Source organism: Lentzea sp. NPDC003310 (assembly GCF_040610935.1).
Classification (GTDB): Bacteria; Actinomycetota; Actinomycetes; order Mycobacteriales; family Pseudonocardiaceae; genus Lentzea.
The window spans coordinates 81,084-104,732 of the sequence record NZ_JBEXNC010000015.1 but is presented as its reverse complement, the minus strand read 5'-3'; the positions used below and the strand labels follow the sequence as shown (position 1 = coordinate 104,732).

At 70.3% G+C, this 23,649-nt stretch carries 21 protein-coding genes; 9 read left to right on the top strand and 12 right to left on the bottom strand.

Features of this window, described 5'->3' with window-relative positions; all coding sequences use genetic code 11:
- Window positions 1–11: 11 nt before the first annotated feature.
- From ABZX02_RS29650 to ABZX02_RS29635, 4 genes are all read right to left on the bottom strand, one after another.
- Window positions 12–671, bottom strand: coding sequence for a hypothetical protein (locus ABZX02_RS29650; RefSeq protein ID WP_355302863.1), 660 nt, complete (start codon window positions 669–671; stop codon window positions 12–14).
- Window positions 672–785: 114 nt separating this feature from the next.
- A complete protein-coding gene (locus ABZX02_RS29645; protein ID WP_355302861.1) occupies window positions 786–1,958 on the bottom strand; it encodes a hypothetical protein in 1,173 nt (390 codons plus the stop codon).
- Window positions 1,959–1,980: 22 nt separating this feature from the next.
- Window positions 1,981–4,230, bottom strand: a complete 2,250-nt coding sequence (locus ABZX02_RS29640) for a tetratricopeptide repeat protein (protein WP_355302859.1) — start codon at window positions 4,228–4,230, stop codon at window positions 1,981–1,983.
- Between the two features lie 213 nt (window positions 4,231–4,443).
- Window positions 4,444–5,004, bottom strand: coding sequence for a CGNR zinc finger domain-containing protein (locus tag ABZX02_RS29635; RefSeq protein WP_355302857.1), 561 nt, complete (start codon window positions 5,002–5,004; stop codon window positions 4,444–4,446).
- Between the two features lie 85 nt (window positions 5,005–5,089).
- Between ABZX02_RS29635 and ABZX02_RS29630 the strand changes: the two genes are divergently transcribed.
- The 6 genes from ABZX02_RS29630 to ABZX02_RS29605 all read left to right on the top strand — a co-directional run bounded on the left by ABZX02_RS29630 (window position 5,090) and on the right by ABZX02_RS29605 (window position 12,020).
- Window positions 5,090–6,019, top strand: a complete 930-nt coding sequence (locus ABZX02_RS29630) for an EamA family transporter (RefSeq protein WP_355302855.1) — start codon at window positions 5,090–5,092, stop codon at window positions 6,017–6,019.
- Window positions 6,020–6,193: 174 nt separating this feature from the next.
- Complete coding sequence (locus ABZX02_RS29625) at window positions 6,194–6,865, top strand: response regulator transcription factor (RefSeq protein ID WP_355302853.1); 672 nt, start codon at window positions 6,194–6,196, stop codon at window positions 6,863–6,865.
- Window positions 6,862–8,265 carry a HAMP domain-containing sensor histidine kinase gene (locus tag ABZX02_RS29620; protein WP_355302851.1) on the top strand — a complete coding sequence of 468 codons (1,404 nt, stop codon included), beginning with the start codon at window positions 6,862–6,864 and terminating at the stop codon, window positions 8,263–8,265. Before ABZX02_RS29625 ends, ABZX02_RS29620 begins: the two co-directional genes overlap by 4 nt.
- An 84-nt stretch (window positions 8,266–8,349) precedes the next feature.
- Window positions 8,350–10,311 carry a histidine kinase gene (locus tag ABZX02_RS29615; protein WP_355302849.1) on the top strand — a complete coding sequence of 654 codons (1,962 nt, stop codon included), beginning with the start codon at window positions 8,350–8,352 and terminating at the stop codon, window positions 10,309–10,311.
- 11 nt (window positions 10,312–10,322) lie between these two features.
- Window positions 10,323–10,952 (top strand): response regulator transcription factor, encoded by a 630-nt coding sequence (locus ABZX02_RS29610; protein ID WP_355302847.1) that lies wholly within the window; start codon window positions 10,323–10,325, stop codon window positions 10,950–10,952.
- Between the two features lie 99 nt (window positions 10,953–11,051).
- Window positions 11,052–12,020: a hypothetical protein gene (locus tag ABZX02_RS29605; protein ID WP_355302845.1), complete on the top strand. Its 969-nt coding sequence runs from the start codon at window positions 11,052–11,054 to the stop codon at window positions 12,018–12,020.
- Window positions 12,021–12,059: 39 nt separating this feature from the next.
- Here ABZX02_RS29605 and ABZX02_RS29600 read toward each other — a convergent pair whose 3' ends face one another.
- Window positions 12,060–12,542 carry a hypothetical protein gene (locus ABZX02_RS29600; RefSeq protein ID WP_355302843.1) on the bottom strand — a complete coding sequence of 161 codons (483 nt, stop codon included), beginning with the start codon at window positions 12,540–12,542 and terminating at the stop codon, window positions 12,060–12,062.
- Window positions 12,543–12,625: 83 nt separating this feature from the next.
- Between ABZX02_RS29600 and ABZX02_RS29595 the strand changes: the two genes are divergently transcribed.
- Window positions 12,626–13,084, top strand: a complete 459-nt coding sequence (locus ABZX02_RS29595; protein WP_355302842.1) for a DNA topology modulation protein FlaR — start codon at window positions 12,626–12,628, stop codon at window positions 13,082–13,084.
- 40 nt (window positions 13,085–13,124) lie between these two features.
- On the opposite strand, the gene ABZX02_RS29590 is transcribed toward ABZX02_RS29595, so the two are convergent.
- From ABZX02_RS29590 to ABZX02_RS29570, 5 genes are all read right to left on the bottom strand, one after another.
- Window positions 13,125–14,795, bottom strand: a complete 1,671-nt coding sequence (locus ABZX02_RS29590; RefSeq protein WP_355302840.1) for a cellulose binding domain-containing protein — start codon at window positions 14,793–14,795, stop codon at window positions 13,125–13,127.
- The gene (locus tag ABZX02_RS29585; protein WP_355302839.1) at window positions 14,795–17,092 is read right to left on the bottom strand and encodes a cellulose binding domain-containing protein; all 2,298 of its coding nucleotides are present in this window, start codon (window positions 17,090–17,092) and stop codon (window positions 14,795–14,797) included. The genes ABZX02_RS29590 and ABZX02_RS29585 overlap by 1 nt, the downstream gene beginning before the upstream one ends.
- A 242-nt stretch (window positions 17,093–17,334) precedes the next feature.
- Window positions 17,335–18,708 (bottom strand): FAD-dependent oxidoreductase, encoded by a 1,374-nt coding sequence (locus tag ABZX02_RS29580; protein ID WP_355302837.1) that lies wholly within the window; start codon window positions 18,706–18,708, stop codon window positions 17,335–17,337.
- Between the two features lie 138 nt (window positions 18,709–18,846).
- The gene (locus tag ABZX02_RS29575; RefSeq protein ID WP_355302835.1) at window positions 18,847–19,239 is read right to left on the bottom strand and encodes a hypothetical protein; all 393 of its coding nucleotides are present in this window, start codon (window positions 19,237–19,239) and stop codon (window positions 18,847–18,849) included.
- A gap of 87 nt (window positions 19,240–19,326) precedes the next feature.
- Window positions 19,327–20,211 carry a DMT family transporter gene (locus tag ABZX02_RS29570; protein ID WP_355302833.1) on the bottom strand — a complete coding sequence of 295 codons (885 nt, stop codon included), beginning with the start codon at window positions 20,209–20,211 and terminating at the stop codon, window positions 19,327–19,329.
- Between the two features lie 100 nt (window positions 20,212–20,311).
- On the opposite strand from ABZX02_RS29570, the gene ABZX02_RS29565 reads away from it, so the two are divergent.
- Window positions 20,312–20,866, top strand: a complete 555-nt coding sequence (locus ABZX02_RS29565; protein ID WP_355302831.1) for a TetR family transcriptional regulator — start codon at window positions 20,312–20,314, stop codon at window positions 20,864–20,866.
- A gap of 17 nt (window positions 20,867–20,883) precedes the next feature.
- Window positions 20,884–21,639 (top strand): NYN domain-containing protein, encoded by a 756-nt coding sequence (locus ABZX02_RS29560; RefSeq protein WP_355302829.1) that lies wholly within the window; start codon window positions 20,884–20,886, stop codon window positions 21,637–21,639.
- Between the two features lie 34 nt (window positions 21,640–21,673).
- On the opposite strand, the gene ABZX02_RS29555 is transcribed toward ABZX02_RS29560, so the two are convergent.
- Both ABZX02_RS29555 and ABZX02_RS29550 read right to left on the bottom strand, forming a co-directional pair.
- On the bottom strand, window positions 21,674–22,582 hold the full coding sequence (locus ABZX02_RS29555) for a hypothetical protein (RefSeq protein WP_355302827.1): 909 nt from the start codon (window positions 22,580–22,582) through the stop codon (window positions 21,674–21,676).
- A 20-nt stretch (window positions 22,583–22,602) separates the two neighbouring features.
- Window positions 22,603–23,625 carry an LLM class flavin-dependent oxidoreductase gene (locus ABZX02_RS29550; protein WP_355302825.1) on the bottom strand — a complete coding sequence of 341 codons (1,023 nt, stop codon included), beginning with the start codon at window positions 23,623–23,625 and terminating at the stop codon, window positions 22,603–22,605.
- Window positions 23,626–23,649 lie beyond the last annotated feature (24 nt).

Genomic DNA, 23,649 nt, shown 5'->3' with positions numbered 1-23,649 from the left:
GCGGCGACCCGTCACTCCGTCTCGCTGTGCTCCAGCACGGCGGGATCGGTGAAGGCGGGGTCGCGCGGCGTCTCGGTCTCGAAGTCCTCTCCGGAGTCCCAGTCGAAGTCCTCCGACTCCTCCGCCAGGCGGCCGACCAGCTCGAAGAAGCGGCTCTCAGCGGGGCGCAGGGCGGCGACGACGTCGGTGAGGTCGCGCTCACCGACGAACCTCGCCTCGTCCTTGCCGACGGAGAGCACCGCGAGCCACCCGTCCGCGTCGGCCGGCCACAGGTTGGCGCCCGTCTCGGCCCAGAACAGCGCCGTGCCGTCGGCGGGGTCGGACTTGAACTCCCCGGCGGCGGCGAGCACCAGGAGTGCCGTGTGGATGCTCCACTCCGAATAACCGAGGTGGAAGAGGTACACCTCCAGGGCGCCGTCGCGGTGCAGGACGACGCCGCACTCCTCGTCGCCGCCGCACGCGTCGTCCACGCGTTCCGCGAAGAACTCCCCCGGCGTCAGGTCGGCGCCGACGGTGGTCCAGTCGCCGGGACGGCCGTCCCAGAACCAGCCCGTGAACATCTCCTCCGGGTTGGCGATCCGGCCCAGGTCCGGCACCGGGGTGTCCAGCCAGGACTCGAACCCCTCCCGGGTCATCGGGATGCGCGCTGCCACCATGAAACTGTCCGACACGACCTCGTCCCCTCGTGCTCCGTCAGCGGAGAGGCATTTGATACCACGCGCCCGCGGGCGTCAGGTGGCGGTTCGGCGCGCGACCACCGGCCGCGCGCCAGCACTGCCGATCTCTCATCGTCGAACAGGCCTGAGCCGATCGAGACCACCCACCGCCGGGAGCGACCTCATGAACTCCGCCCAGGTGCCTTCGTCGTGCCCCCAGTCCTCGACGAAGGCCATCGCCGAATCCGGCCAGTCGAGCCGATGCGCAGCGCGGGCAGCGCGGACAGCCCGAACCCCTTCGCGAACGTCCAGTCGCAGCAGCTTCTGCTCCGCAACAGCGAGCAACGCCTTCCGATCCGACAGAACCGACAGCCAGAACCCACGCTCACCGAGCTCGTCCGGACTCGGGTTCCGGCGCCATGCTTCGAGCAGGAACTCGCCGAACTCCTGAGACGCCGCCTTCTCAGGATCCGAGTACGGCTCGTACGCGTCCTGCCTCAGATCGCCGACGACACGGACCGCGTCCGGATCATCCTGCATGATCTTCAGCTCGACCAGCACGTCCTCGTTGTACACAGGTGGGAAGAACGGGACGTCCGGACCACACGCCATCGCCATCGCCCCACCACCGGCGAAGATCACAGGGGCGCGGTCTCCCTGCGCGTGCGCGTGTCCCACCACGGAGAAATCCGGACACTCCTGGAAGGTCCACCCGACGAAGCGGCGCGGAGCGCCACCGCGGTCGGCACCTGCGAGCAGGGACGCTGCCCGTCGCAACTCGGTGGCGGTTATCCGCTGCACGTCGTCGTCGACGAACAGGACGGTCCGCCATCCGAGCATCCGCGCCACCACGAGGCCGGCGTTGCGCTTGGCGCTCACGTCTCCCCTGTCCAACGCACACGGATTGCGGAAGGTCCGCAGGACGGCTTGGGGAAGGTGGTCCCAGCGGTCGAGCACGAGGTGTTCGACGCCCTCCAGCAGACCCCCGGCCTCGGCGACATCAGTCCGCCCACTCACCAGGACCACCAGTGGGGCACCGGCGTTCCGGGCTGTCTCCGCAGCGCGCTCGAGGTTGCCGGCTCCCCTGCTGGACAGGACGACCACGCCGTCGAAGACCGGCTTCAAGGAGCGCCATCGAAGAACTCGCCTGAACTCGGACGACCTTGGTGTCAGGTCGCTGTGACCGCTTCTCCGGTAGACGATGAATCCACCGACTTCCTCGACAGGGCGCCGAACAAACCCTCCGAGCATCAGCACGGCCACGAAGCCCACTGACCACACGGTCAACTCGTAGAACAGCATCGCGGTCACCTCTCGAACATCATCAGTTCCTCTGCTCGTCGAGACGCGCGCCGACGGACTCGGCTTCCGGCGCGCCGATTTCCAGATAAATGGTCCGAGCACTGGCCCAATGGCCGCGAGCTTGTTCCTCGCGCCCCTGGACCTCGAACGCGCACGCAAGCCCTTCGTGAGCCTGCGCCTCCTCGTAACGATCACCGATCTGACGGGCGATCCGCAGCGCCTCGTCGTGCAACTCGAACACCGATTCCCCGGAACCAGCCAGCCTGGTGGCGTTGCCGAGGCCGTTGAGCGCCGCCGCTTCGAGTGCGCGATCCCCGGTTTCACGCGCCAGGTCCAAAGCCTCACCGTGATGGCGCAGGGCCTCCTCGTGTCCGCCGAGGCGTTGGAGGGCAACACCCACGTCGTTGAGGGCATACCCCTTGCGCGGTGCGTCGTTGTTCTCCCGGAACAGCGCCAAGGCGCGCTGCATGTGATCGACGGCCTCTGGCAGCCGGTCCAGTCTCACGAGCACAAGCCCGATGTTGTTGAGAACCTGTCCCTGACCGGTCGAGTCCTGCTGCTCCTCGAACAACCTCAGAGACGACGCCAGGTTCTCCAGTGCTTCGTCGTAGCGCCCGAGCAGCGTGAGCACCAGACCGAGATCACTGAGTGCGAAGGCCTCGACTGTCGGCTGCCCCACCTGCCTCGTGGCCTGGAGCGACTGCCGAAGGTAGGCAACCGCTTCCTGGTACCGCCCAAGGCGCTGGTAGATGCTGCCCAGGTTGTGCAGCGCCCTGCCGACGGCGACAGGTTCTCCTCGTTCGTGGCCGGCCGCCACCGCGGCGGTGTGCAGGGTCACCGCGTCCTCGAAGTAGCCGTGACTGTCCATGAACCGGTAGATCGTGACGGACAGCGCGATCGTGAAAATGGCCCAACTGCTGTGCGAGGTGTGGGCGGCCATCGCAAGCAGCGCGGCACGCTCGGCGTCGAGCCAGCGCACCGCCTGACCGTCGTCGGCCAGAGGAGCGCTCGCCTCGGTCGGCACAACGGGTCTGCGGTCTCGTTCCTGGGGATACAGGATGTCCATCGCGACAGAGGCGGTCCCGAGAAAGAAGTCGAAGAGCCGTCGCCGAGCCGCCTCCTGTTCGGCTTCCGACTCCTCGTTCCTCGCCAGGTCCGCGGCATACACGCGGATGAGATCGTGCATCTGGTACCGGCCGGTGCGCGTGCGTTCAACGAGGTGCGACCTCACCAGAGCGTCGAGCAGCCGCCGGGCTTCCGACGGCGTTGTCACGAGGAGCACGGCCGCGCTCACCGGCTCGAAGTCGCGTCCGGGGTGCAGACCGAGCATGCGAAACGCCCGTGCCTGTGCGGTCCGGAGGTTTCGGTAGGACCAGGAGAAGACAGCGCGCACGGCCGTGATCGGGTCATCGCCCGAATCCAGTGCGGCGAGCCTGTCCTGCTCGTCCTCGAGATCCGCGACCAACTCGGCCAGCGTGCTGTCGGGATTCATCACCGCGAGATCCGCAGCGATCCTCAACGCCAACGGCAGGCGGCCGCACTCCTGGACGAGCACGGCCGCCGCCGCCGGCTCGTCGTCGACACGCGGACCGATCAACATCCGCAGCAACGCGGTCGCCTGCGCCTCTTGCAACAGGTCGAGGTTCACCCGGCGAGCACCGTCGCGCGAGACGAGCCCCTGCAGCACATCTCGGCTGGTCACCAGCACGACGCATGACGACGTACCAGGGAGCAACGGTCGTGCCTGTTCGGCGCTCACGGCGTTGTCCAGCACGATCAGCATCCGCTTGCCCGCGACCAGACTGCGAAATCTTGCCGCTCGCTCATCGACGTCATGGGGGATGTCATCGCTCGGGAGCCCCAGCGAGCGGAGAAATCCTCCCAGCGCCTCACTGGGCGAAACAGGCTGGTAAGGCCCGAACCCGCGGAGGTTCACGTACAACTGCCCGTCGGGGAAACGGTCGCTGACCTTGTGCGCCCAGTGGATCGCGAAGGCCGTCTTGCCCACGCCCGCTGTTCCCGAAACCGCCGAGACGACCACGGCCGCTGTGGACGTGGCTCCTTCGGCCGAAACGAGGAGCAGGTCCATCTGAGCGAGTTGCTCCACCCGGTCCGTGAACGCGTACACGTCTGGCGGCAGTTCGTGGGGCGGCGAGAACGGTGCGGGTTGCGTGGTGTGCAGGTGGACGCCGCCGGTGACCGAGCCCGCCTGGACAACCGTGCCGGCCATGCCCGACATCTCGTTGGCCACATCAGCGCGCTTTTCGGCCACAGATTCCCCCAGTACGACGGACACGACGACGTGCGGATCAGCGATCGTTTTTCAATTCACCAACGGCGAACCGTACCGAACAGATGATATTGCGGCAATCCGCCGAAAAGATGACCAGAACGAGGACAAATCAATGTCGCACACGCGAAAGAACGTGCAAAAATCATTACGGCACTCTTGGCCGTCATAACGTCCGACCTGCGCCAGCGGGCGTCACGGGACGTCCGGCTGGGCCTGCCGCTCGCGGAACGCGATCATGTTCATGCGGTTGCCGCACCGCACCGTGCAGAACCGCTTCATCCCGTTGCGCGACAGGTCGAGCAGCAGCCCCTCGCAGTCGTCGGCCGCGCAGACCCGCAACCGGTCGGTCTCGTTCATCCGGATCACGTCGATGAGCGCGAGCGCGGCCTCCACCAGCATGCGCTCGGCGAGCGGCGAGGTGGGTTCGGTGGCGTGCATGTGCCAGTCGAGGCCGTCGTGCCGCGCCAGGTACGGCAACGCCTTGGCGTCGCGCAGCATCTTGTTGACGACCTCGACGGCGTCGTCGCGGTCGAGCGACCAGACGCGGCGCAGCAGGGCGCGGGCACGGTGGACGTCACGCAGCTCGGCCTCGTCGCCGTCGATGCGCCCCGTGTAGGGGTACTGGCCGAGCAACGCCGCGAGGTGCCCGACGGTGGCCAGTTCGTCGTCGCCGCCGCGGGACGCCGACGGGTCCGTGTTGCACAGCGTCACGACGAACTGCAGCGACTCCTCCGTGTCAGGGGCAAAACGCAAATTGACTCCTTACCAAGAGCGGCTTAGCGTCAGGGGTGTAACCCAGGTTAGGCCATTACATCGTTTGGGACCGGGAGGGCGCGCCGTGATTCCGTCGAAGTCCGCAGGCCTGATCGCCGCGGCGGTCTCGTTCGTCTCGTTCGGCACGTCCGGCGCGTTCGTGAAACCGCTGCTGGAGGCCGGGTGGTCGCCCGCGGCGGCGGTCACCGTGCGGTCGCTGGCCGCCGGGCTGGTGCTGCTGCCGTTCGTGGTCGTGCTGATGCGCGGCCGGTGGGGGCTGCTGCGGCAGGCCCGCTGGCCGGTGCTGGGCATGGGGCTGGTGGGCGTGGCGGTCACGCAGGTCCTCTACTTCGCCGCCATCGCCCGGATCCCGGTGGCGACGGCGCTGCTGATCGAGTTCCTCGCGCCGCTCATCCTGGTCGGCATCACCTGGGCGGTCAGCAGGCGCACGCCCGCACCCGTCGTGCTCGCCGGGTCGGTGCTCGCGGTGACCGGGCTGGTGCTGGTGATCGGACCTGGCGCCATCCAGGCCGTGGACCCGCTAGGCCTCGCCGCCGCGTTCGGCGCCGCCCTCGGCTGCTCTGCCTACTTCGTGATCGCCGCGCGGCCCAACAACGGCCTGCCGCCGGTCGCGCTGGCCGGCGCGGGACTGCTGCTCGCCGCGCCGGTGCTGGCGCTGGTGGGCGTGACGGGCCTGCTGCCGTTCACCGCGACGTTCGGCGACGTGCCGCTGTTCGGCGAGCCGGTGGCGTGGTGGGTGCCGCTGCTGGTCGTGGCGGTCGTCGGCACGGCGCTGGCGTACGCGAGCGGCATCACGGCCTCGGGCATCCTCGGCTCGCGGGTGGCGTCGTTCATCGCGCTGCTGGAGGTCGTGTCCGCCTCGCTGTTCGCCTGGCTGCTGCTGGGCGAGGGGCTCTCGCCGGTGCAGCTGCTCGGCGGGCTGCTGATCCTGGGCGGCATCGCGGCGGTCCGGGCGGAACGGCAGCAGGTCGAACCGGTACCCGCCGCGGCCTGACCCCGCCGACCAGAAGGTGGCAGCACCTCCCCCTTGCGGCGCCGCCACCTTCTCCCCCGATCGTGGATCCCCCGTCCACGGTGCAGAGACTGCCAGGGTGAACCTGAAGGGACGCTGAACGATCCTGAACCGGATTTCAGGACGGGATCATGATCGATGCGGCACGCTGCTCCCATGCGCGTGCTCGTGGTGGAAGACGACCCCCGCCTCGCCGACCTGCTCACCCGCGGCCTGACCGCCGAGGGCTTCGCGGTCGACGTGGAACGCACCGGCACGGACGGGCTGTGGCGGGCGCGCGAGCACCCGTACGACGTGATCGTCCTCGACATCATGCTGCCCGGACTCAACGGCTACCGGGTCTGCCAGGAGCTGCGCGACGCGGGCGTGTGGACGCCGATCCTGATGCTGACCGCGAAGGACGGCGAGTTCGACGAGGCGGAGGGCCTCGACACCGGCGCGGACGACTACCTGACCAAGCCGTTCTCCTACGTGGTGCTGGTGGCACGGCTGCGCGCGCTCGCCCGGCGGTCGCGCACCGCCCAGCCGGTGCTGCTGCGCGCCGGCGACCTGGTGCTCGACCCGGTGAGCCGGGAGTGCCACCGGGGCACCACGCGCATCGACCTGAAGGCGAAGGAGTTCTCCGTGCTGAACTTCCTGCTCCGGCACGCGGGCGAGGTCGTGACGAAGTCCGAGATCATCGACGGCGTGTGGGACGCGGCGCAGGACCCCGACCCGAACCTCGTCGAGGTCTACATCAGCGCGTTGCGCCGCAAGATCGACACCCCGTTCGACCGGCGGAGCATCACGACCGTGCGGGGCGTCGGCTACCGGCTGGCGGACCGGTGAGGTCCCTGCAGGCCAAGGTGACGCTGCTGGCCACGGTGGTCACCGCCCTGCTCGTCGGCCTCGCCGGTGTCCTGATGGCGGACGCCCAGCGCCAGCAGCTCACCGTCCGCACCGCGGAGAGCTCGCGCGTGCACTACATCTGCTCCGGCGCGACCTGCGTGCCGCTGGACCGGCAGACCGCGGTCGCGACCCCGGGCGGGCAGGTCCGGCACGCGAGCACGGAGGTGCGTCCGCGCCTGTCGCTGTGGCCGTTCAGCGAGGCCGCCTCGTACGACCCGGTCCCCGAGGGCCTGCCGCTCGAGCCCGGCGACGCCGTGGAGATCGCCACGGCGGCCCAGCGGCAGCTCAACGGCGAGACGCTGGCCCTGCTCGGCGTGCTGGCCCTGATCACCGGCCTGGTGTCGGTCACCGTCCTGGCCGCGACCAGCCGTGTGCTGCGGCCGGTGGAGATCATGCGCGCCGAACTGGCGGAGATCAACGAGCACAACCTCGCCCGGCGCGTGCCCGTGCCGACGTCGGACAACGAGATAGCCCGCCTGGCCGCCACCCTGAACGACACGCTCGACCGCGTGCACCGCTCCGTGGAGGACACCCGCCGGTTCGTCGCGGACGCCTCGCACGAGCTGCGCAGCCCGCTGGCCGCCCTGCGCGCGGAACTGGAGATCGCGCTCTCCCACCCCGGCATGGCGGACTGGCCGACCGTCGTGAAGTCGGCCCTGGACGACGCCGAACGGCTGCAGGAGCTGACGACGGACCTGTTGCTGCTGGCCAGGCTCGACGCCGACGCGCTGGACAACCAGGACACCGTCGACCTCAGCGCCGTGGTGGCGCGGGAGGTCTCCCGCCGGGCCATGGTCACCCTGCACGCCGACGAGAACGTGCTGGTCCCCGGCCGCCGCGCGCAGCTGTCCCGGCTACTCGGCAACCTGCTCGACAACGCCGAACGACACGCGGGCACCGAGGTCGTCGTGCGGCTGCGCGGCGGCGAGACCGCCACGCTCGAGGTCATCGACGACGGCCCCGGCATCCCCGAGGCCGACCGCGAACGCGTCTTCGACCGCTTCACCCGGCTCGACGAGGCGCGCACCCGTGCCGCTGGCGGCGCCGGGCTCGGCCTGGCGATCGCCCGGCGGATCGCGACGCGGCACCAGGGCACCTTGGAGGCGACCGACGCCGAGGGGTTCCGCGGCATCCGTTTCGTGGCGACGATTCCCACCGGCATCACGCAACCGCGCCGGGCCGCGGTGCTCGCCGGTCAGCGGATCGGGGACGACGTGTGGCAGTTCCTCAACGGGGCGATCGTGTCGACGCACGGGCACCTGCCGGAGCCGCGGGCGGTGCCGGAGCCGGAGCTGGACTGGGACCTGATCTTCGGCGAGCACCAGCCGGCACACGCCTGACCGGCTCGGTCACGGCCGTTGGTTCCCGCTCGGTCGGGAACATCGGCCCGAGACAGCGGGAACTCCTCGCTGGACCATGGGTGCATGGTGACGCGCGCGCTCAGCCGGGTCATGCCGATCGTCGCGTGGCTGACGCTCACGGCCGTCTGCGTCTGGCTGGTGGTGTCGCTGGCAGGAGTCGGAGGCGAGCTCCACCAGTACTTCGCCGGTGAGGCCGTCACCGTGCTCTCCTTCACCACCGTGGGTGCGCTCGTGGTGTCCCGCCAACCGTCGAACGTCGCCGGGATGTTGTTGCTGGCGCCCGTGCTCATCGCCGCCGAGGGGGTGCTGATCCAGGTCGCCGAACTGGCCGACCGGCACCAGCTCTCCGGAGCCGTATGGGTGTGGTGGCTCGCTCGTTGGATCTGGGTGGCGGGTGTGGTGCCTCCGATGACGCTGTTGCCGCTTGTGCTTCCGGACGGCCACCTGCCGCACCAGCGGTGGAGACCGCTCGCCGTGCTCACCTGCGTCCTGAACGGCCTGCTGCTCACTGTCATCGCTTTCGTCCCGATGCCGGCCTACGGACCACCGAGTCCCGTCGAGATCGAACTGCTCGCGTGGCAAGAGGAGTACAACGCGGCGATCTGGGTGGTGCTCGGCGTGTGCGCTCTCGCCGCGCTCGCAAGCCAGGTGCACCGCCTGTTGCTGGCACGCGGACGCGCACGATCGCAAGTGCTCTGGATCGCGCTCGGCGCGTGGACCTTCGTGCTCGGGAAACTGCTCGTCGAGTACGGGCTCGGTGATCCGCTCGACGCGATCGTCGGGTTCGGGTCGACACTCGCTCTCCCGGTCGCGTGCGGAGTCGCGATCCTGCGCCACGACCTGCTGCGTCTCGACCGCCTGCTGCGGCAGTTGCTGCTGTACGCCGTGCTCACGACGTTGCTCGCGGCCTGTTACCTGGCCCTGCGCGAAGTGGCGGGTGCCGACCTCGTGGTCGCCACCGGGACAGCTGTCGGACTGGCGCTGGTGACACCGCCGCTGCACCGCTGGCTCGGCGGCCGCGTGACCCGCTTGCTGTACGGCAAGCGCGGCAGTCCTGCCGAGGTGCTCGCCGACCTCAGCCGCCACCTGTCCGCCGTAGCCGGACCGGACGCTGTGCTGGCCGCCCTCGCCGACGCGGTGGTCCGCACTCTTCCGGTCAGCACGGTGCACGTCGTGCTCACGTCGGGGCAGAACGAGCTGCGCAGGGTCACGCGCGGAGCGCACGATCCCGTCAGCGGATCGGTTCCTCTGCGATTCCAAGGGATCGAGCTCGGCCGGATCGACATCGCACCGGCAGCTCCAGGGCTCGCGACGGCGGACGAGGCTCTGCTCGCCGACCTCGCGGGCACTGCGGCGGCGGCTGTGGCCGCAGCACACCGCTCCGAGGAACTGCAACGCGCACGCGAACAGCTCGTCATCACCCGTGAGAAGGAACGACACCGCATAGCGCGGGACCTGCACGACGAGTTGGGTCCGGTGCTGTCCGGACTCGGCTTCACGCTGGACGCGCTGCGCGCCTCGGTCAAGGGGACCGGCCACGCCGAGGCGGTGACGACACAGGCTCGGACCGACGTGCGTGAGGCCGTCCAACTGGTGCGCCGCGTCGCACGGGAGCTCCGTCCTCCCCTGCTCGACCACCTCGGTCTGGTGGGCGCCGTGCGCGAACTGGCTGCCCGGCACACGGGTCCGTCGTTGTCGATCAGTGTGGGCGCCGGTGATCTCGGCGACCTGACCGCGGCCACCGAAGTCGCCGCTCACGCGATCGTGGCCGAGGCGTTGACCAACACCGCGCGCCATTCAGCGGGGCGTCACTGCACGATCACCTTGCAACGCGAAGGCGATCTGCTGCAGATCAAGGTCGAGGACGACGGCGTCGGGCTGGACGGCGCCGCCGGAGGACTGGGCCGCACCTCCATGGTCGAACGCGCTGAGGAGCTCGGCGGCTGGTGCCGCGCTTTCACACGCGAGAGCGGAGGAACAACCGTGGAAGCATGCCTTCCCGCAATCACCGTGACGACGCCGTGAGCGTCCGAGTGATGGTCGTCGACGACCACGCGGTGGTCCGCGACGGAATCCGTGCCCTGCTGGCCACGCACGACGACATCCACGTCGTCGGTGTCGCCTCGGACGGCGTCGAGGCGCTGCAGGTGGCACGCGATCGCCGGCCCGAGGTCGTGTTGATGGACCTGGGCATGCCACGCATGAACGGCGTCGATGCAACTCGACGACTGGTGGCGTTGCAACCGAAACCGGCAGTCATCGCGCTGACCATGTCCGACGACGACACCTCGATACTCGCCGCGATCCGCGCGGGTGCCCGGGGTTACCTGTTGAAGGACGTGGACGGCGACGACGTGATCGCCGCGATCCACGCGGTGATGCACGGCCAAGCCGTCTTCGGCCCCGGTGTCGCCGCGAAAGTGCTCGAACTCCTGCAAGCGCCACCAGTGTTGCGGGATCCCCCTTTCACAGAGCTGACCGAGCGCGAGCGCCAAGTCCTCGACCTCATCGCGGCGGATCTCGGCAACCAGATCATCGGCCGCAAGTTGGGCATCGCGGCGAAGACCGTCGCCAACCTCGTGTCGTGCATCCTCGCCAAGATCGGTGCCGCGGACCGGGCACACGCCGCGCGACTGGGCCGGGAAGCCGGTCTGGGCACGACGTGACACCGTCCTGAACTCCCGGGTCTCCTTCCCGCGCCCGCGGGAAGACAGCACCTCCACAGTGAGCAGCGTCATCAAACCGTTGCCACACAAGGAGTTGTGATGCCTGAGCCCACGCAGTACCTCGAGGAGTTCGGAGCTCGACTGAAGGAGAGGACTGCGACGATCTTCGCCGCCACCTCCACCGACGCCGCGGCCCAGGAACCACCACCGCCGGCTGTGGCCGCAGCCGCCCCGCTGTGCCGGGTACGGGTCGTGCTCACCGGCTTCCGCTGCATCAAGCAGACCTGGGACCACGCGTTCGAGGTCGACGGCAAGGCCGACGAGGTGTTCGTCCAAGCCGAGATGGGGGTGCTCGACAGCACTGGCCCCCACCAGCCGTGGAACCGCAGGACCGTCGTCTACGGTCAGAACGCCATCGCCATCCCACCGTCCCGCGAGTTCGTCCCCACACCCTGGGCGGGGCGCTTCCGGGCAGGCTCGGCATCACCGTGGGGTGGCGTCCAAACCGGTGACGTCTACCCGCCGGCGTTGCCCCCTTGGTGGCAGCCCTTCCCTCCCGCCGTCGACCGTCTGCCGCTCCTGCTCTTCGAACGGATCGCGCCGGTCGATTCGATGAAAGGCCTGCTGACCGTCATCCCGAGCATCTGGGAGTACGACAACGGCACCCCTCTCGACCCGTCGTGGGGAGACGCGGAGGCTCGATTCATCGCCGACCTCGCCAAGAAATTCGGAGCGGGAGCGGCCGCACTCGCTCCCCTGTTCCCCGTGCTGGGTGCGTTCGGCGCTGCGCTCGCCACAGTCGGCCAGGTGCTGCCCGACGCGTTCTTGCTGGCCAAGGAGTTCCTGGGCCAGCCAGGTGACCGCCCCATCGGCCAGCGCCGACACTCGGACGGACAACGCTCCTACGACCCTGCTGTTCTTCTGATCGACCTGGCCAAGGCCACTTCTGCCGCCGCAGTTCAGTACGGCTTCGGCCCAGGCGTCTACCCGATCCGACGCAAGGACTCCGGCAAGATCGGGGACGGCGAGTACGACATGTTCGTCAAGGTGACCTACGAGCTGGTGTAGCCGGTCCGGGGCTGGAGTTCGCGACTCCAGCCCCGGACGTCACTTGGTCTTGTCGGAGTTCCTCAGATCCTCGACGATCTGCTGCACCGCGTCCCTGACCTCGTCGGTGACCGGCACTTCGTACACGTGCACCCGCACATTCCACTTGCCCGCGACGGCGTGCACCGAGAGCTCCCCGTCGGGCGCACCGGCCTCGCACGACTTGGTCTTCGCGTCCAGCACGCCGCTGGTGCAGAGCATCGGCGTGAGCCTCTCCGACTCCTCCGGGCTCGGGTAGGCGACGATCCCGACGCTGATCGCCTTCTTGCCGGTCGTGACGAAGACGTGGCAGCCGTCGACCTCGACGAGGTTGACCTCCGAGACCACGTACCCCTCGGTGATCACCGCGACCGGCTCCGGCTTCAGCAGGCCGGGGCAGTTCGACTCGATCTTCTCGGCGAGGCCGTCGGGCACGTCCGTGCCGCACGCGGCCGTGGTCATGAGCACGAGTGCCGCCACGGCACCCACGAAGGTGGTTCTCACTTGTTCCCCCAGGTCACGCCGTTCCAGAGCAGGAGCGGCGCGCAATGATCGCACGTCCGGGGGCTTCTGGCACGATCATGTTCATGCATCGCGTCGTCATCCTCGGCCGGGGCGGTGCGGGGAAGTCCACCCTCGCCCGGACCCTCGGTGCCGCCACCGGGCTCCCCGTCGTCGAGCTCGACAAGCACTTCTGGGGGCCCGAGCTCGAACCCACGCCGCTCGACCTGTGGGCCATCGTGCAGGGCGAACTGGCCGAGGAGGAGCGCTGGATCATGGACGGCGACCTCGGGCCGCACGACGTGCTGGAGGTCCGGCTGCGCCGGGCGGACACCGTGGTGGTGCTGGACTACTCGTTCCCGCGCTGCGCGTGGCGGGCTCTGCTGCGGTCGCGGGAGAAAGCCGACTTCTGGCGGTGGGTGTGGTCCTGGCGCCGCAAGTACCGGCCGGCGCTGCTCGACGCCATCGCGACGCACGCCGAGCAGGCGACGGTGCACGTGCTGAAGAACCCGAGAGCCACCAAGCGCTTTCTCCGTCACGCCTAGGGAAGCCCGACGGTCCACAGAGGACCGCCGGGCGAGAAGCTCAGGGCGTCACGGGCGCGTTGGTCAGGCCCTTCACCGCCCCTGTCACGGTGTTCGAGGCGTACACGACGTTGGGCAGCGCCGAGCACTTCGACACCGAGGTGATGTTGATGGCGTACTGGCCCACCCCGCCGAGGTCCGAACGGTTGTTGCGCCAGGTGTTGCCGCACCCGTTGGGCAACGTGGGTGTGGTGCTGGTGTTGTGCGTCTCGTAGCCGTGGGCGAACGTGCCGGGGCTGCGGAACGTGCCGGTGTTGTCCTCGATCAGGTAGCCGATGCCCTTCACGTCGACCCACGAGTCGGCCGAGTTCTGGCCGGTGATGCCCTGGCCGTCGAACGTGTTGCCGCGGATGACGCCGTCGTAGGTGCCTTCCTTGACGTCGATGGCCTCGGCCGCGACGTTCGGGCCGATCCTGTTGTTCAGCACCTGGACGCGGTCGCTGCGGTCGATGCCGCCGGTGTTGCCGTGGCAGGCCCAGTTGGAGTTGGCGGAGCCGAGGTAGACGCCCTCGCCGTAGCCGGGCTGGACGAGGCCGGTGTCGGTGATCACCGAGTTGCGGATGATCCCGTCGGCCGAGGAGCGGCGGAAGTGGACCGCCTCCTCGTCGACGTGGTGCACGGAGACCGCGTCGATCGTGGTGTGGTGGGAGTTGTCGAGGACGATGCCCTTCTTCGACTCCCGCACGGTGAACCCGGTGATGTTCCAGTACGGGGAGCCGAAGAGCCACAGGCCGTAGCCCGAGTCCCAGCCCGCGGTAGGCGCGGGGCAGGACGGGGCCTCGCCGGCCGGGCCGTCGTTGACGATCACGGCCTCGCGCGGGCCGCTCAGGGTGATGCGCTGCGACGCGGTGCCGACGCGGGCGTTCACGACGAACGAGCCGCGGTACGTGCCCGGCGCCATCATGATCGTCTGCCCCGGGGTGGCCGCGGCCAGGGCCGCCTGCAGCTGTGCCGCGGTGGAGACGTCGACCGTGGTGCCCCCGCCGCTGTCCGGGCTGGTCGTCGCGCTCACCGCGGCCGAGACCGCCGAGCTGTTGCCCGCCGCGTCGACCGCGCGCACGGCGAACGAGTACGCGGTGGCGGGTGAGAGGCCGCTGACGGTGGCCGAGGTGCCGGTGGTCGTCGTGGTGACCGCGGTGCCGAGCAGCACCTCGTACCCGGTGACGCCGACGTTGTCCGTGGAGGCCGACCACGCCAGCGACACCGAGCTCGACGTCACGCCGGTGGAACGCAGGCCCGCCGGCACGGTCGGGGCCTGGGTGTCGGCGGGCGGGGTGGTGCCGCCGCCGCACGGTGCGCCGTTGACGGTGCAGTTGGTCGGCAGGCTGCCGCCGGACGCGTTGAAGCCGAACTTCGCGGAGGCGCCGGGTTTGATGCTGCCGTTGAAGCTCGCGTTCGTGAACTTGTGGTGCTGGCCGGTCGACGTGCGGACCGAGCTCCACGAGCTGGTGATCGTCGTGCCGGACGGCAGGTCGAACTCGATCGTCCACGCCGTGCTCGTGGCGTCACCGGTGTTGGTGATCGTCACGTCCGCGCCGTAGCCGCCGTTCCAGACCGAGGTCTGGGTGACGGCTGCCTTCAGCACGGGTGCCGCGGCCTGGGCGGACGCGCCGCCCAGCAGTGCCGCGACGGTCGCGGCCACGCCGGCGAGCGCCACTGCTCTGGTGCCCATCAGTTGCCTCCGCAGGGGTTGCCGCCGACGGTGCAGCCGGTCGGCAGACCGGTGCCCGAGGCGTTGAAGCCGAACTTCGCGGTGGCACCAGGCTTGATGGCACCGTTGAAGCTCGCGTTGGTGAACTTGTGGTGCTGGCCGGTCGAGGTGCGCACGGAGCTCCACGAGCTGCTGACCGAGGTGCCCGGGGGCAGGTCGAACTCGACCGTCCACGACGACGTCGCGGTGGCGCAGCCGTTGGTCAGCGTCACGTCGGCGCCGTACCCGCTGGTCCACACCGAGGTCTGGGTGATCTTGGCGGTGAGGCACGAGCTCGGCGGCGGAGTGGTCGTGGTTGTCGTGGTCGTGGTGGTCGTCGTCGTTGACGACGTGGTGGTGGTGCTGGTCGGCGGGGTTCCGTTGAGGGACTTGAGGAACAGCGACGCGGACGAGTCGGTCCTGGTCGCGTCGACGCCGTGGCCGCCGGTGTAGTCGCGCTGCTCGTTCGCCGCCCAGTCGGAGATCGGCGTGCCGGCGACGTCGAGGTGCTGGTAGGCCGTGCCGTTCCAGCCGAACTGGTAGATCCGCGCGCGGTCGGCGTAGAAGTCGGTGAACGGGCCGCCGGTCGTCGTCTGCTTCGTCATGGTGTTGCGGAAGAAGACGTTCTGCGGACCGGACGCGCCGGACCACTTGATCGCCTTCTTGCCCGCGCCCCACCAGATCGGGAACCAGTTGGAGTTGTCGGGTCCGCCGCCGCCCTCCTCACCGCAGTTGGCGCGGCAGTTGGCCGAGCGGTGCGCGTACGGCACGCGGACCGTGTTGTTCTCGAACAGGTTGTGGCGTTCCCAGCCGCCGTGCAGGTTCAGGTCGGAGTCGAAGTCGTTGCCCACCACGACGTTGCCCGAGGCGGACCACTGGAAGGTGAAGTGGCGCAGGTTGCGGGACGTGTTGCCGGCGTAGAGCGAGTCCCACACGCGGGAGCCGCGGAAGTAGCCGTTGCCGCCCTTGCCCTTGTTCCACGACCCGTCGAGCTCGTTGTCCACGATCTGGAGGTTCTTGGCCTCCTCGGTGACGATCGGGTGCGACCCGGTCATCTCCGCGCGGATGCCCTTCACCCACGAGTTGGCCGCCCACTTGAAGACGATGCCGTGCATCTCGGCGGCGGGCGCCATGTTGCCGTAGTTGTTGACCGCGTCGGCCTGGTTCAGGCCAGGCATCGCCTGGGTGAAGCCGAAGTCCTCGAAGCCGACGCCCACGACGGGGTCGAGCAGCGGCGCGACCTTGGAGTCGTACGGGGTGCCGTCGATCGGCGCCGACCCGTCCGAGGTGGAGTTCACCGGCACGTCGAACTCGAGCGGCTTGTCGAGCGTGACCACGTTCCCGGAGACCGAGACGACGGTGAAGAGCTGCTGCCGCATGTGCATGTTCAGCATCGGCCACTCGGTGCCGGTGGCCTTCTGCTGCTCGTAGAACTTCACCGAGTTCGCGGCCCGGACGTTCACGAGCTCGCCGGCCTTGATCTTGGTCGCCGACTGCACGGTGATCGTGCGGTCACCGGTCTTCGCGGCGGCCGCGACCTTCGCGCCGGACTTCCAGTGCACGTTGACCGTGCCCTCGAAGATGTCCTTGCGGTTCTCCGGCGCGGCCGCGTAGTCGCTCGCGTAGGCCGGGTCGACGCCGCGCGACTGCACGCGGAAGAGGCCGCGACCGGGCCACAGCCAGCCGCCCTTGCCCGCGCCCGAGGTCATGCCGTCCTCGTCCCAGTCGGAGCCGTCCGGGGTGAGGGCGTCGTAGAGGGTGGTGGCGTCCGGCCGGAAGGTGATCTTCGTGGCGTCCCGGCCGGCACCGCGGATGATCAGGTAGTCCGCGTCGACGTGCAGTTCCTTCGACACCGCCAGCTCACCTGCGGGCAGCGTGATCAGGCTGAGCCTGCCGTAGCCCGCCGTCGGCGAGCAGGTGGTCCTGATCGAGTCGACGGCCGCCTGCAGACCGGCGGAGTCGTCCCGGCCGTCGTCCGGCGTGACGGCGAACTGGCTCGCCAGCTCGGCCGCGGTGATCTGGCAGGCCGCACTGGGGTTGACCTCCGCGGCGCCGGGGAGGTTCTGGCCACCCCGGTACCCGGCCCTGCTCCAGTCGTACAACCCGGCCACGGGTGCCCGGCGGTTGCCCGCCGAGGTGTCCAACCCGGTGAGCGCACCCGCACCGGGCGCGGCCCCCGCCGCACCGGCCGCGTTCACCAGCACGGCGATGCCCGCCGCGGCGACGGAGCCCACGACGCCGAGCACGGCCGCCCGGCGTAGGCGTTGACTTCGGGACACGAATGCCTCCAAGGACTTCTGAGTACCGCGGTCTGTGGGGCGGCTCACAGCGCGGAGTGGAATTGTGAATAGTCCACCAAGTCCCCGTCAACAATTCGTGCGTAACTCGCCTCGATGTTCGTGCATGTGAAAATCAGATATGTGAATTAGGAAATCTGCAACGTTTGCAGAAGTCGATTGAATCGCTTCGGAGACCCCTGGAAACGGGGTTTCGCGAATTCGGCGTCGCAGCGGGCCGGCGGTCACGCGGGTCGTTCGGTGAGCCCGAGCGCCGTCATCACCTCGTCGGCGGCGCGTTCGCCCGAGGTGATCGCCCCGTCGACGTGGCCGTGCCACGCGGACGCCGTCTCGGTGCCCGCCCAGTGCAGGGTGCCGGTCACCTCGCGCCGGCCGTGCTCGCCGTACCCGCTCCAGCCGCCGGGGTAGACGAAGCACGCGGCGCCGCCGATCGTCCAGCCGTCCTCGGACCACGCCATCTCGGCGTAGTCGATCGGCATTCGGGCACGGGCGCCGGCGACCTCGGCCAGCGCCGTCAGCACCTCGGCGCGGCGGACGTCGTCGGGCGCGGCGGCCCAGCGGTCCACGAGGTCGCCGTGGACGAACGCGACCAGCACGCCCCGCGACCCGTCCTGCGGCGAGTTGTCGAACACCACGCCGACCGGGCCGCGGCCGTGCAGCGTCGCGCTGCCGGAGCGTTCCTTCTTGCGCCAGAAGGGTTCCTCGTACACGGCGTGGACCTTCGCTACCCGGCCCATCGGCGTGTGCCCGAGCCAGCCGCGCCGCGTGGGCGGCAGCGCGGGCTCGAAGCCGATGCGCCCCACCGCCGCGGGCGGCACGGTGACGACCGCCCGCCGCGCCCGCACCACGGCCCGGTCCGTGACCACCTCGACGCCATCGGCCGTGTGCCGGATCGTGCGCACCGGCTCGTCCAGTCGCACGGCCAGCGTCGCTGCCATCGCGCGGGCGAGGGCGTCGGCGCCGTCGGTGAACCGCGAGCCCTGCGCGACGTCCGTCAGCTGCGCGAGGCCTCCGGCCGAGGCGATGTGGAACAGCACGTGGAAGAACGAGAGCTCCCTGGGCTCGCAGCACCAGACGCTCCGCACGGTCAGCGCCAGCCTGCGCCGCGCGTCCTCGTCCTCGGTCTGCGCCAGGAAGAAGTCCTCGGCGGTCGTCTCGTCGAGGACCTCGAAGTCCGGGGTGAGCCAGGGGTGGTCGAGGTCGACGGTCAACGCGAGCCGGTCGAGCTCCGCCGTGACGCGCGCGTGCTCGGCGACACCGGGACCGGACTCCGGCGCGGTGCCGGAGTGGTCGGAGCGGGTGCCGTCGTGCCAGATCTCGGCGTGCGCACCGGGCACCCCGGCCGGGAACGTCGGGCAGCCGAACCGCTCGGCGAGCTCGTGGAACCGCTTCTGCGCCGGGCTGATCCACTGCGCGCCGTGGTCGACGCGGACACCGGACGGCAGCACCTCGCTGAACGCCCGGCCACCCACGCGGTCCGCGGCCTCCACGACGACGACGCCGAGCCCGGCGGCCGCGAGGCGGGACGCGGCGGCGACGCCCGCGTAGCCCGCGCCGACGACCACGACGTCGGCCGAGTGCTGCTCCAGGGAAGTCACGCCCCACACCCTGGGCAACGCTGACTCGCCAGTCAAGATCGCGGTGCCGGAAACCGGTGCACCGCAGGGATCACGCGCGAGCGCGGCGCCCCGGACGGGCCGGTCCCCGACGCGCCCGCCCGCAGGCAGGAACGTGCGCTAGAAGGCGTCGCCCGCCGTCAGCTCGTGCTCGATGGCGTCCGCGCGGCCGACCAGCAACAGCAGCGGGCGCTCGAACTCCTCCTTCACGCTGAGGTCCTCCAGCGGCACGACGTGCTTGAGCAGCGCGATGCCGTCCACCACGGCCGCCCCGCCCACCTGCGACTCCCCGGCGAGCTCGAGCAGGCGCCCGAGGTCCACCTCGGCGGCCCGGCCGACCGGCGAGGAGATCTCCAGCCACGCCGCCCCGCCGAGGTCCGGCAGGTGGTGCACGGAGACCTGCTGCGTCCGCTCCCCGCCGGTGTCGAGGCGGAAGCGCAGCCAGAACTCCGACTCCTCCAGCACCTCGTACCGCACCCGGACATAGTTGATCACTTCGACCCAGGACGTCACGCCCGGTTCCGCCTCTCTCGCGCGCTGTTCGTCCACACCGTAATGCGCGGACCCCGCCCCCGCGTTGCTTTGGCGGATCGTGTCGGGTCAGACGAACTGCACGAGCAGCGACCCCGCCACGAGCAGCGCGAGCCCCGTGCCGCGCGCGGCGGTGAACGGCCTGCGCGGCATCCGGAACAGCCCGAAGTGGTCAACGACCGCCGACGCCACCTGCTGGCCGGTCACGGTGAGCGCGACCGTGACGGCGGCGCCGATCTCCGGGATCAGCAGGAACGTCGCCGTGACGTAGGCCGCCGCGCACCCGGCACCGAGCCAGCCCCACCACGGCATGTCCCTCACTGGCGCCAGGTCCGGCGCCGGGGTACGGCTGAGCAGCAGCACCACCACGATCGCCAGCGTCGCCACGGTGAAGCTGACCAGGGCGACCGCGAGCGGCGCGTGCAGGTCGGCGCGCAGCCTCGCGTTGACCGCGCCCTGCACCGGCAGCACCGCGCCCGCCGCGAGCCCGAGCGCGATCCAGCCGCTCGCCCGGACCGGCCGGGAGAGCACGGTGATGCCCGCGAGCACCGCCACCGCACCGACCACGACCCCGGCGGACACCGGCCGCTGCGGGACGCCCAGCAGTCCGAACAGGTCCAGCGCCAGCGACGCGAACACCTGCCCGGTCACGAAGAGCCCGACGGCGGCGAGCGCGCCCAGGCGCGGGAACAGCAGGATGCCGCTCGTGATGTAGAGCGGGCTCGCCAGCCCGCCCAGCAGGTGCCACGGCTCGGCCTCGGTGACCAGTGCCAGCGCCCCGATCGTCCCCGTGGCCGCCGCGAGCAGCGCCAGTACCACCGCGGCGAGCCCGAGCTGCAGCGCCGACGCCCCGTACGGGGTGCCGACCGCCCTGGTCAGCTGCAGGTTCGCCGACGCCTGCACGGCGAGCAGGGCGCCGGCGAGCAGCGCCGACCCCAGGAGCACGAAGTACACGACCAACCCCCCAATTAAGTGGACACTGTGTCCGCTAATGCAGGCTAGACACGAAGTGGACGCACTGTCCACTTCGTTGGTGATCGCGTACGATCCGCCCATGGCCAAGGAACGCGCCGACGCCGCGCGCAACCGGGCGCGAGTCCTGGCCGCCGCCGAGGAGCTGTTCGCCGCCAAGGACGCCCGCCAGGTCACGATGGACGAGATCGCCCGTGCCGCGGGCGTCGGCCGCGCCACGCTCTACCGCCGCTACCCCGACCCGCCGTCCGTCGCCGCCGCCCTGCTCGACGAGCACGAACGCGTCCTGCAGGAGCAGTTGATGAGCGGCCCGCCACCCCTCGGACCGGGCGCGGCGCCGGCCGAGCGGCTCGCGGCGTTCTACGCGGCCATGACCACCCTGCTCGAACGACACCTGCACCTCGCGCTCGGAGCCGAGACCGGCGGCGCCCGGTTCGCCACGGGCGCCTACGGTTTCTGGCGGCTGCACGTGCTGGCACTGCTGCGCGACGCGGCCGCCCCGGACCCGGAAGGCCTGGTCGAGGTCCTCCTCGCCCCCCTCGCCCCCGAGCTCTACCAGGAGCAACGGCGGCGCGGCCTGTCCCCGCACCAGATCACGGCCTCGCTGACCTGGCTCAGCCGGCTGCTGCACACCTGAAAGGCGACCGAACCCCCGTGGCCACTGCCAACGAGAGCGCCGTCAAGCTCGCGGTGCTGATCGACGCCGACAACGCCCAGCCCTCGATCACAGAGGCGCTGCTCGCCGAGATCGCCAAGTACGGCACCGCACATGTCAAGCGCGCCTACGGCGACTGGACCGGCACGAGCCTCAAGGGCTGGAAGGACCACCTGCTCGCCCAGTCGATCCAGCCGATCCAGCAGTTCGCGTACACGACCGGCAAGAACGCGACCGACGCGGCGATGGTCATCGACGCCATGGACCTGCTGTACTCCGACCGCTTCGACGGCTTCTGCATCGTCTCGAGCGACTCCGACTTCACCCGCCTCGCCGCACGCCTGCGCGAGTCCGGCCTGACGGTCTACGGCTTCGGCGAGCGCAAGACGCCCAAGCCGTTCGTCGCGGCCTGCGACAAGTTCGTCTACGTCGAGAACCTCGTGAACCCCGAGGCGGAGACACCGACCGAGGCTCCCCTCACCCGGAAGACACCCGCCGCACTGCTCAAGGGCGACAGCACGCTGGTGAACCTGCTGCGCAACGCCGTCGAGGCGGCGTCCGACGACGACGGCTGGGCCTCGCTCGCCGCGGTCGGCAGCATCATCACCAAGCAGCGGCCGGACTTCGACTCCCGCACGTACGGCTACTCGAAGCTCAGCGACCTGATCACCGCGACCACGCTGTTCGAGGTGGACCGCCGCGTCCCGGCCGAGGGCAAGAAGTCGTCGATCTACGTGCGGGACCGCCGCCGGTGACCTCTTTCGGTCAACACTGAAGCGATAGAGGCAACTAGCTCAGCAGCTCGGTGAGGCTTGGGCGGAACCTCTCCAGCGACGCGGCGGTCTCCCGCGCCGGGGCTTCCGCGCGCGACGAGCGGGAGATCAGCACGGCGCACCGGTGGCCGGCGGCGACGCCGATCATCGCCGTGCCACCGTTCGACGCCTCTCCCGCGATGGCTGCCGCGTCCCGTGCGGTGGTCTCGGCCAGGTACAGCTGCAGGAAGTGGGTGGTGCGGCCGTCCGCGCCGGGGTCCGGTTCGGCGTGCACGGCGGCGACCTCGGTCAGCGAGCGGAGCAGGTCAGCGTGCTCCTCGCCCAGCCAGACGGCCGGGAGTGCGGTCGCCACGGTGACCTCGGCGTGCGGGTAGCGGGCGGCTTCCAGCAGGTCGGCCGCGCGCAGGGCGCGCAGGGCCAGGCCGGAGTCGGCCCGGTAGGTCTCGCCGTCGTCCTGCAGGAGCACGACGCCGCCGGGGGTGGCGACCTCGCGCAGGCCCCAGTCGCCGGGGAGGTCGACCTCGTCGGCGGACAGGTCGCGCAGGATCCGCGCGACCTCGGGGGTCGCGCGGGTGGTGGCGTCGTCGGCGGAGAGCGCCACGCCCGCCCTTTGCGCGGCATACGTCACGAGCGCGGCCGCCCACACGACATCGCGCTCGTCCACCTTCTCCACGTCCACGGCGGCCAGCGCCTCGAACGCCGCCACCAGCGCCGCCGGATCTCCGGTGCGCAGCGTCGCGAGCGCGATCCGGCGGGCGAAGGTGACCAGGGTGTGCTGGTCGGCCTCGCTCAGACCGGCCCGCACCCGCGCCCGTTCCTCCTCGCCCAGCACCGCCTGCAGAGCGACGAAGCCCGCGACCTCGACGTCCTGCGGCGCGTCCACCCAGCGCCACAACCGCTGCGCCCGCGGCGCGTAGGGCTCCACGCCGCCGACAGTAGTGCGCGTCAGCGCCAGCCGAGCCCCGGCGCGACGTGCGTCAGGATGTTCTCCAGGACGTGCACGTTGAAGTCGACGCCCAGCTGGTTCGGCACGGTCAGCAGCACCGTGTCGGCCTCGGCGATCGCCTCGTCCTCCGCGAGTTGCTCGACGAGGACGTCCGGCTCGGCCGCGTAGGACCGGCCGAAGATCGCCTGCTTCGGCCCGTCGATGAACCCGATCGAGTCCTTGCTGGAGCCGTCGCCGCCGAAGTACATCCGGTCGAGGTCGGTGGTGAGCGCGAAGATGCTGCGCGACACCGAGACCCGCGGCTCGTGCTTCCAGCCCGCCTCGGCCCACGCCTTGCGGAACGCCCGGATCTGCTCGGCCTGCTGCACGTGGAACGGCGCGCCGCCCTCGTCGAACTTGAGCGTCGAGCTCATCAGGTTCATGCCGAGCTTCGCGGCCCACTCCGCGGTGCCGTTGGTGGCCGCGCCCCACCAGATGCGCTCGCGCAGGCCCGGCGAGTGCGGTTCGAGGCGCAGCAGGCCGGGCGGGTTCGGGAACATCGGGCGCGGGTTCGGTTCGGCGAAGCCGCCGCCCTCGATCACCTTGAGGAACAGCTCCGCGTGCATGCGGGCCATGTCGGCCTCGGTCTCCCCCTCGGAGGGGCCGTAGCCGAAGTGCCGCCAGCCGTCGATGACCTGCTCGGGCGATCCCCGCGAGATGCCGAGCTGCAGCCTGCCGCCGGCGATGAGGTCCGCGGCGCCCGCGTCCTCGGCCATGTACATGGGGTTCTCGTAGCGCATGTCGATCACGCCGGTGCCGATCTCGATGCGGTCGGTCTTCGCGCCGATCGCGGCGAGCAGCGGGAACGGCGACGCGAGCTGCCGGGCGAAGTGATGCACGCGGAAGTAGGCGCCGTCCGCGCCCAGCTCCTCGGCCGCCACCGCCAGGTCGATCGACTGCAGCAGCGTGTCGGCCGCCGACCTCGTCTGCGAGTGCGGGCTGTCCGTCCAGTGCCCGAACGACAGGAAACCGATCCTCTTCATGCCGTCCAAGATAGTTCAAACTTC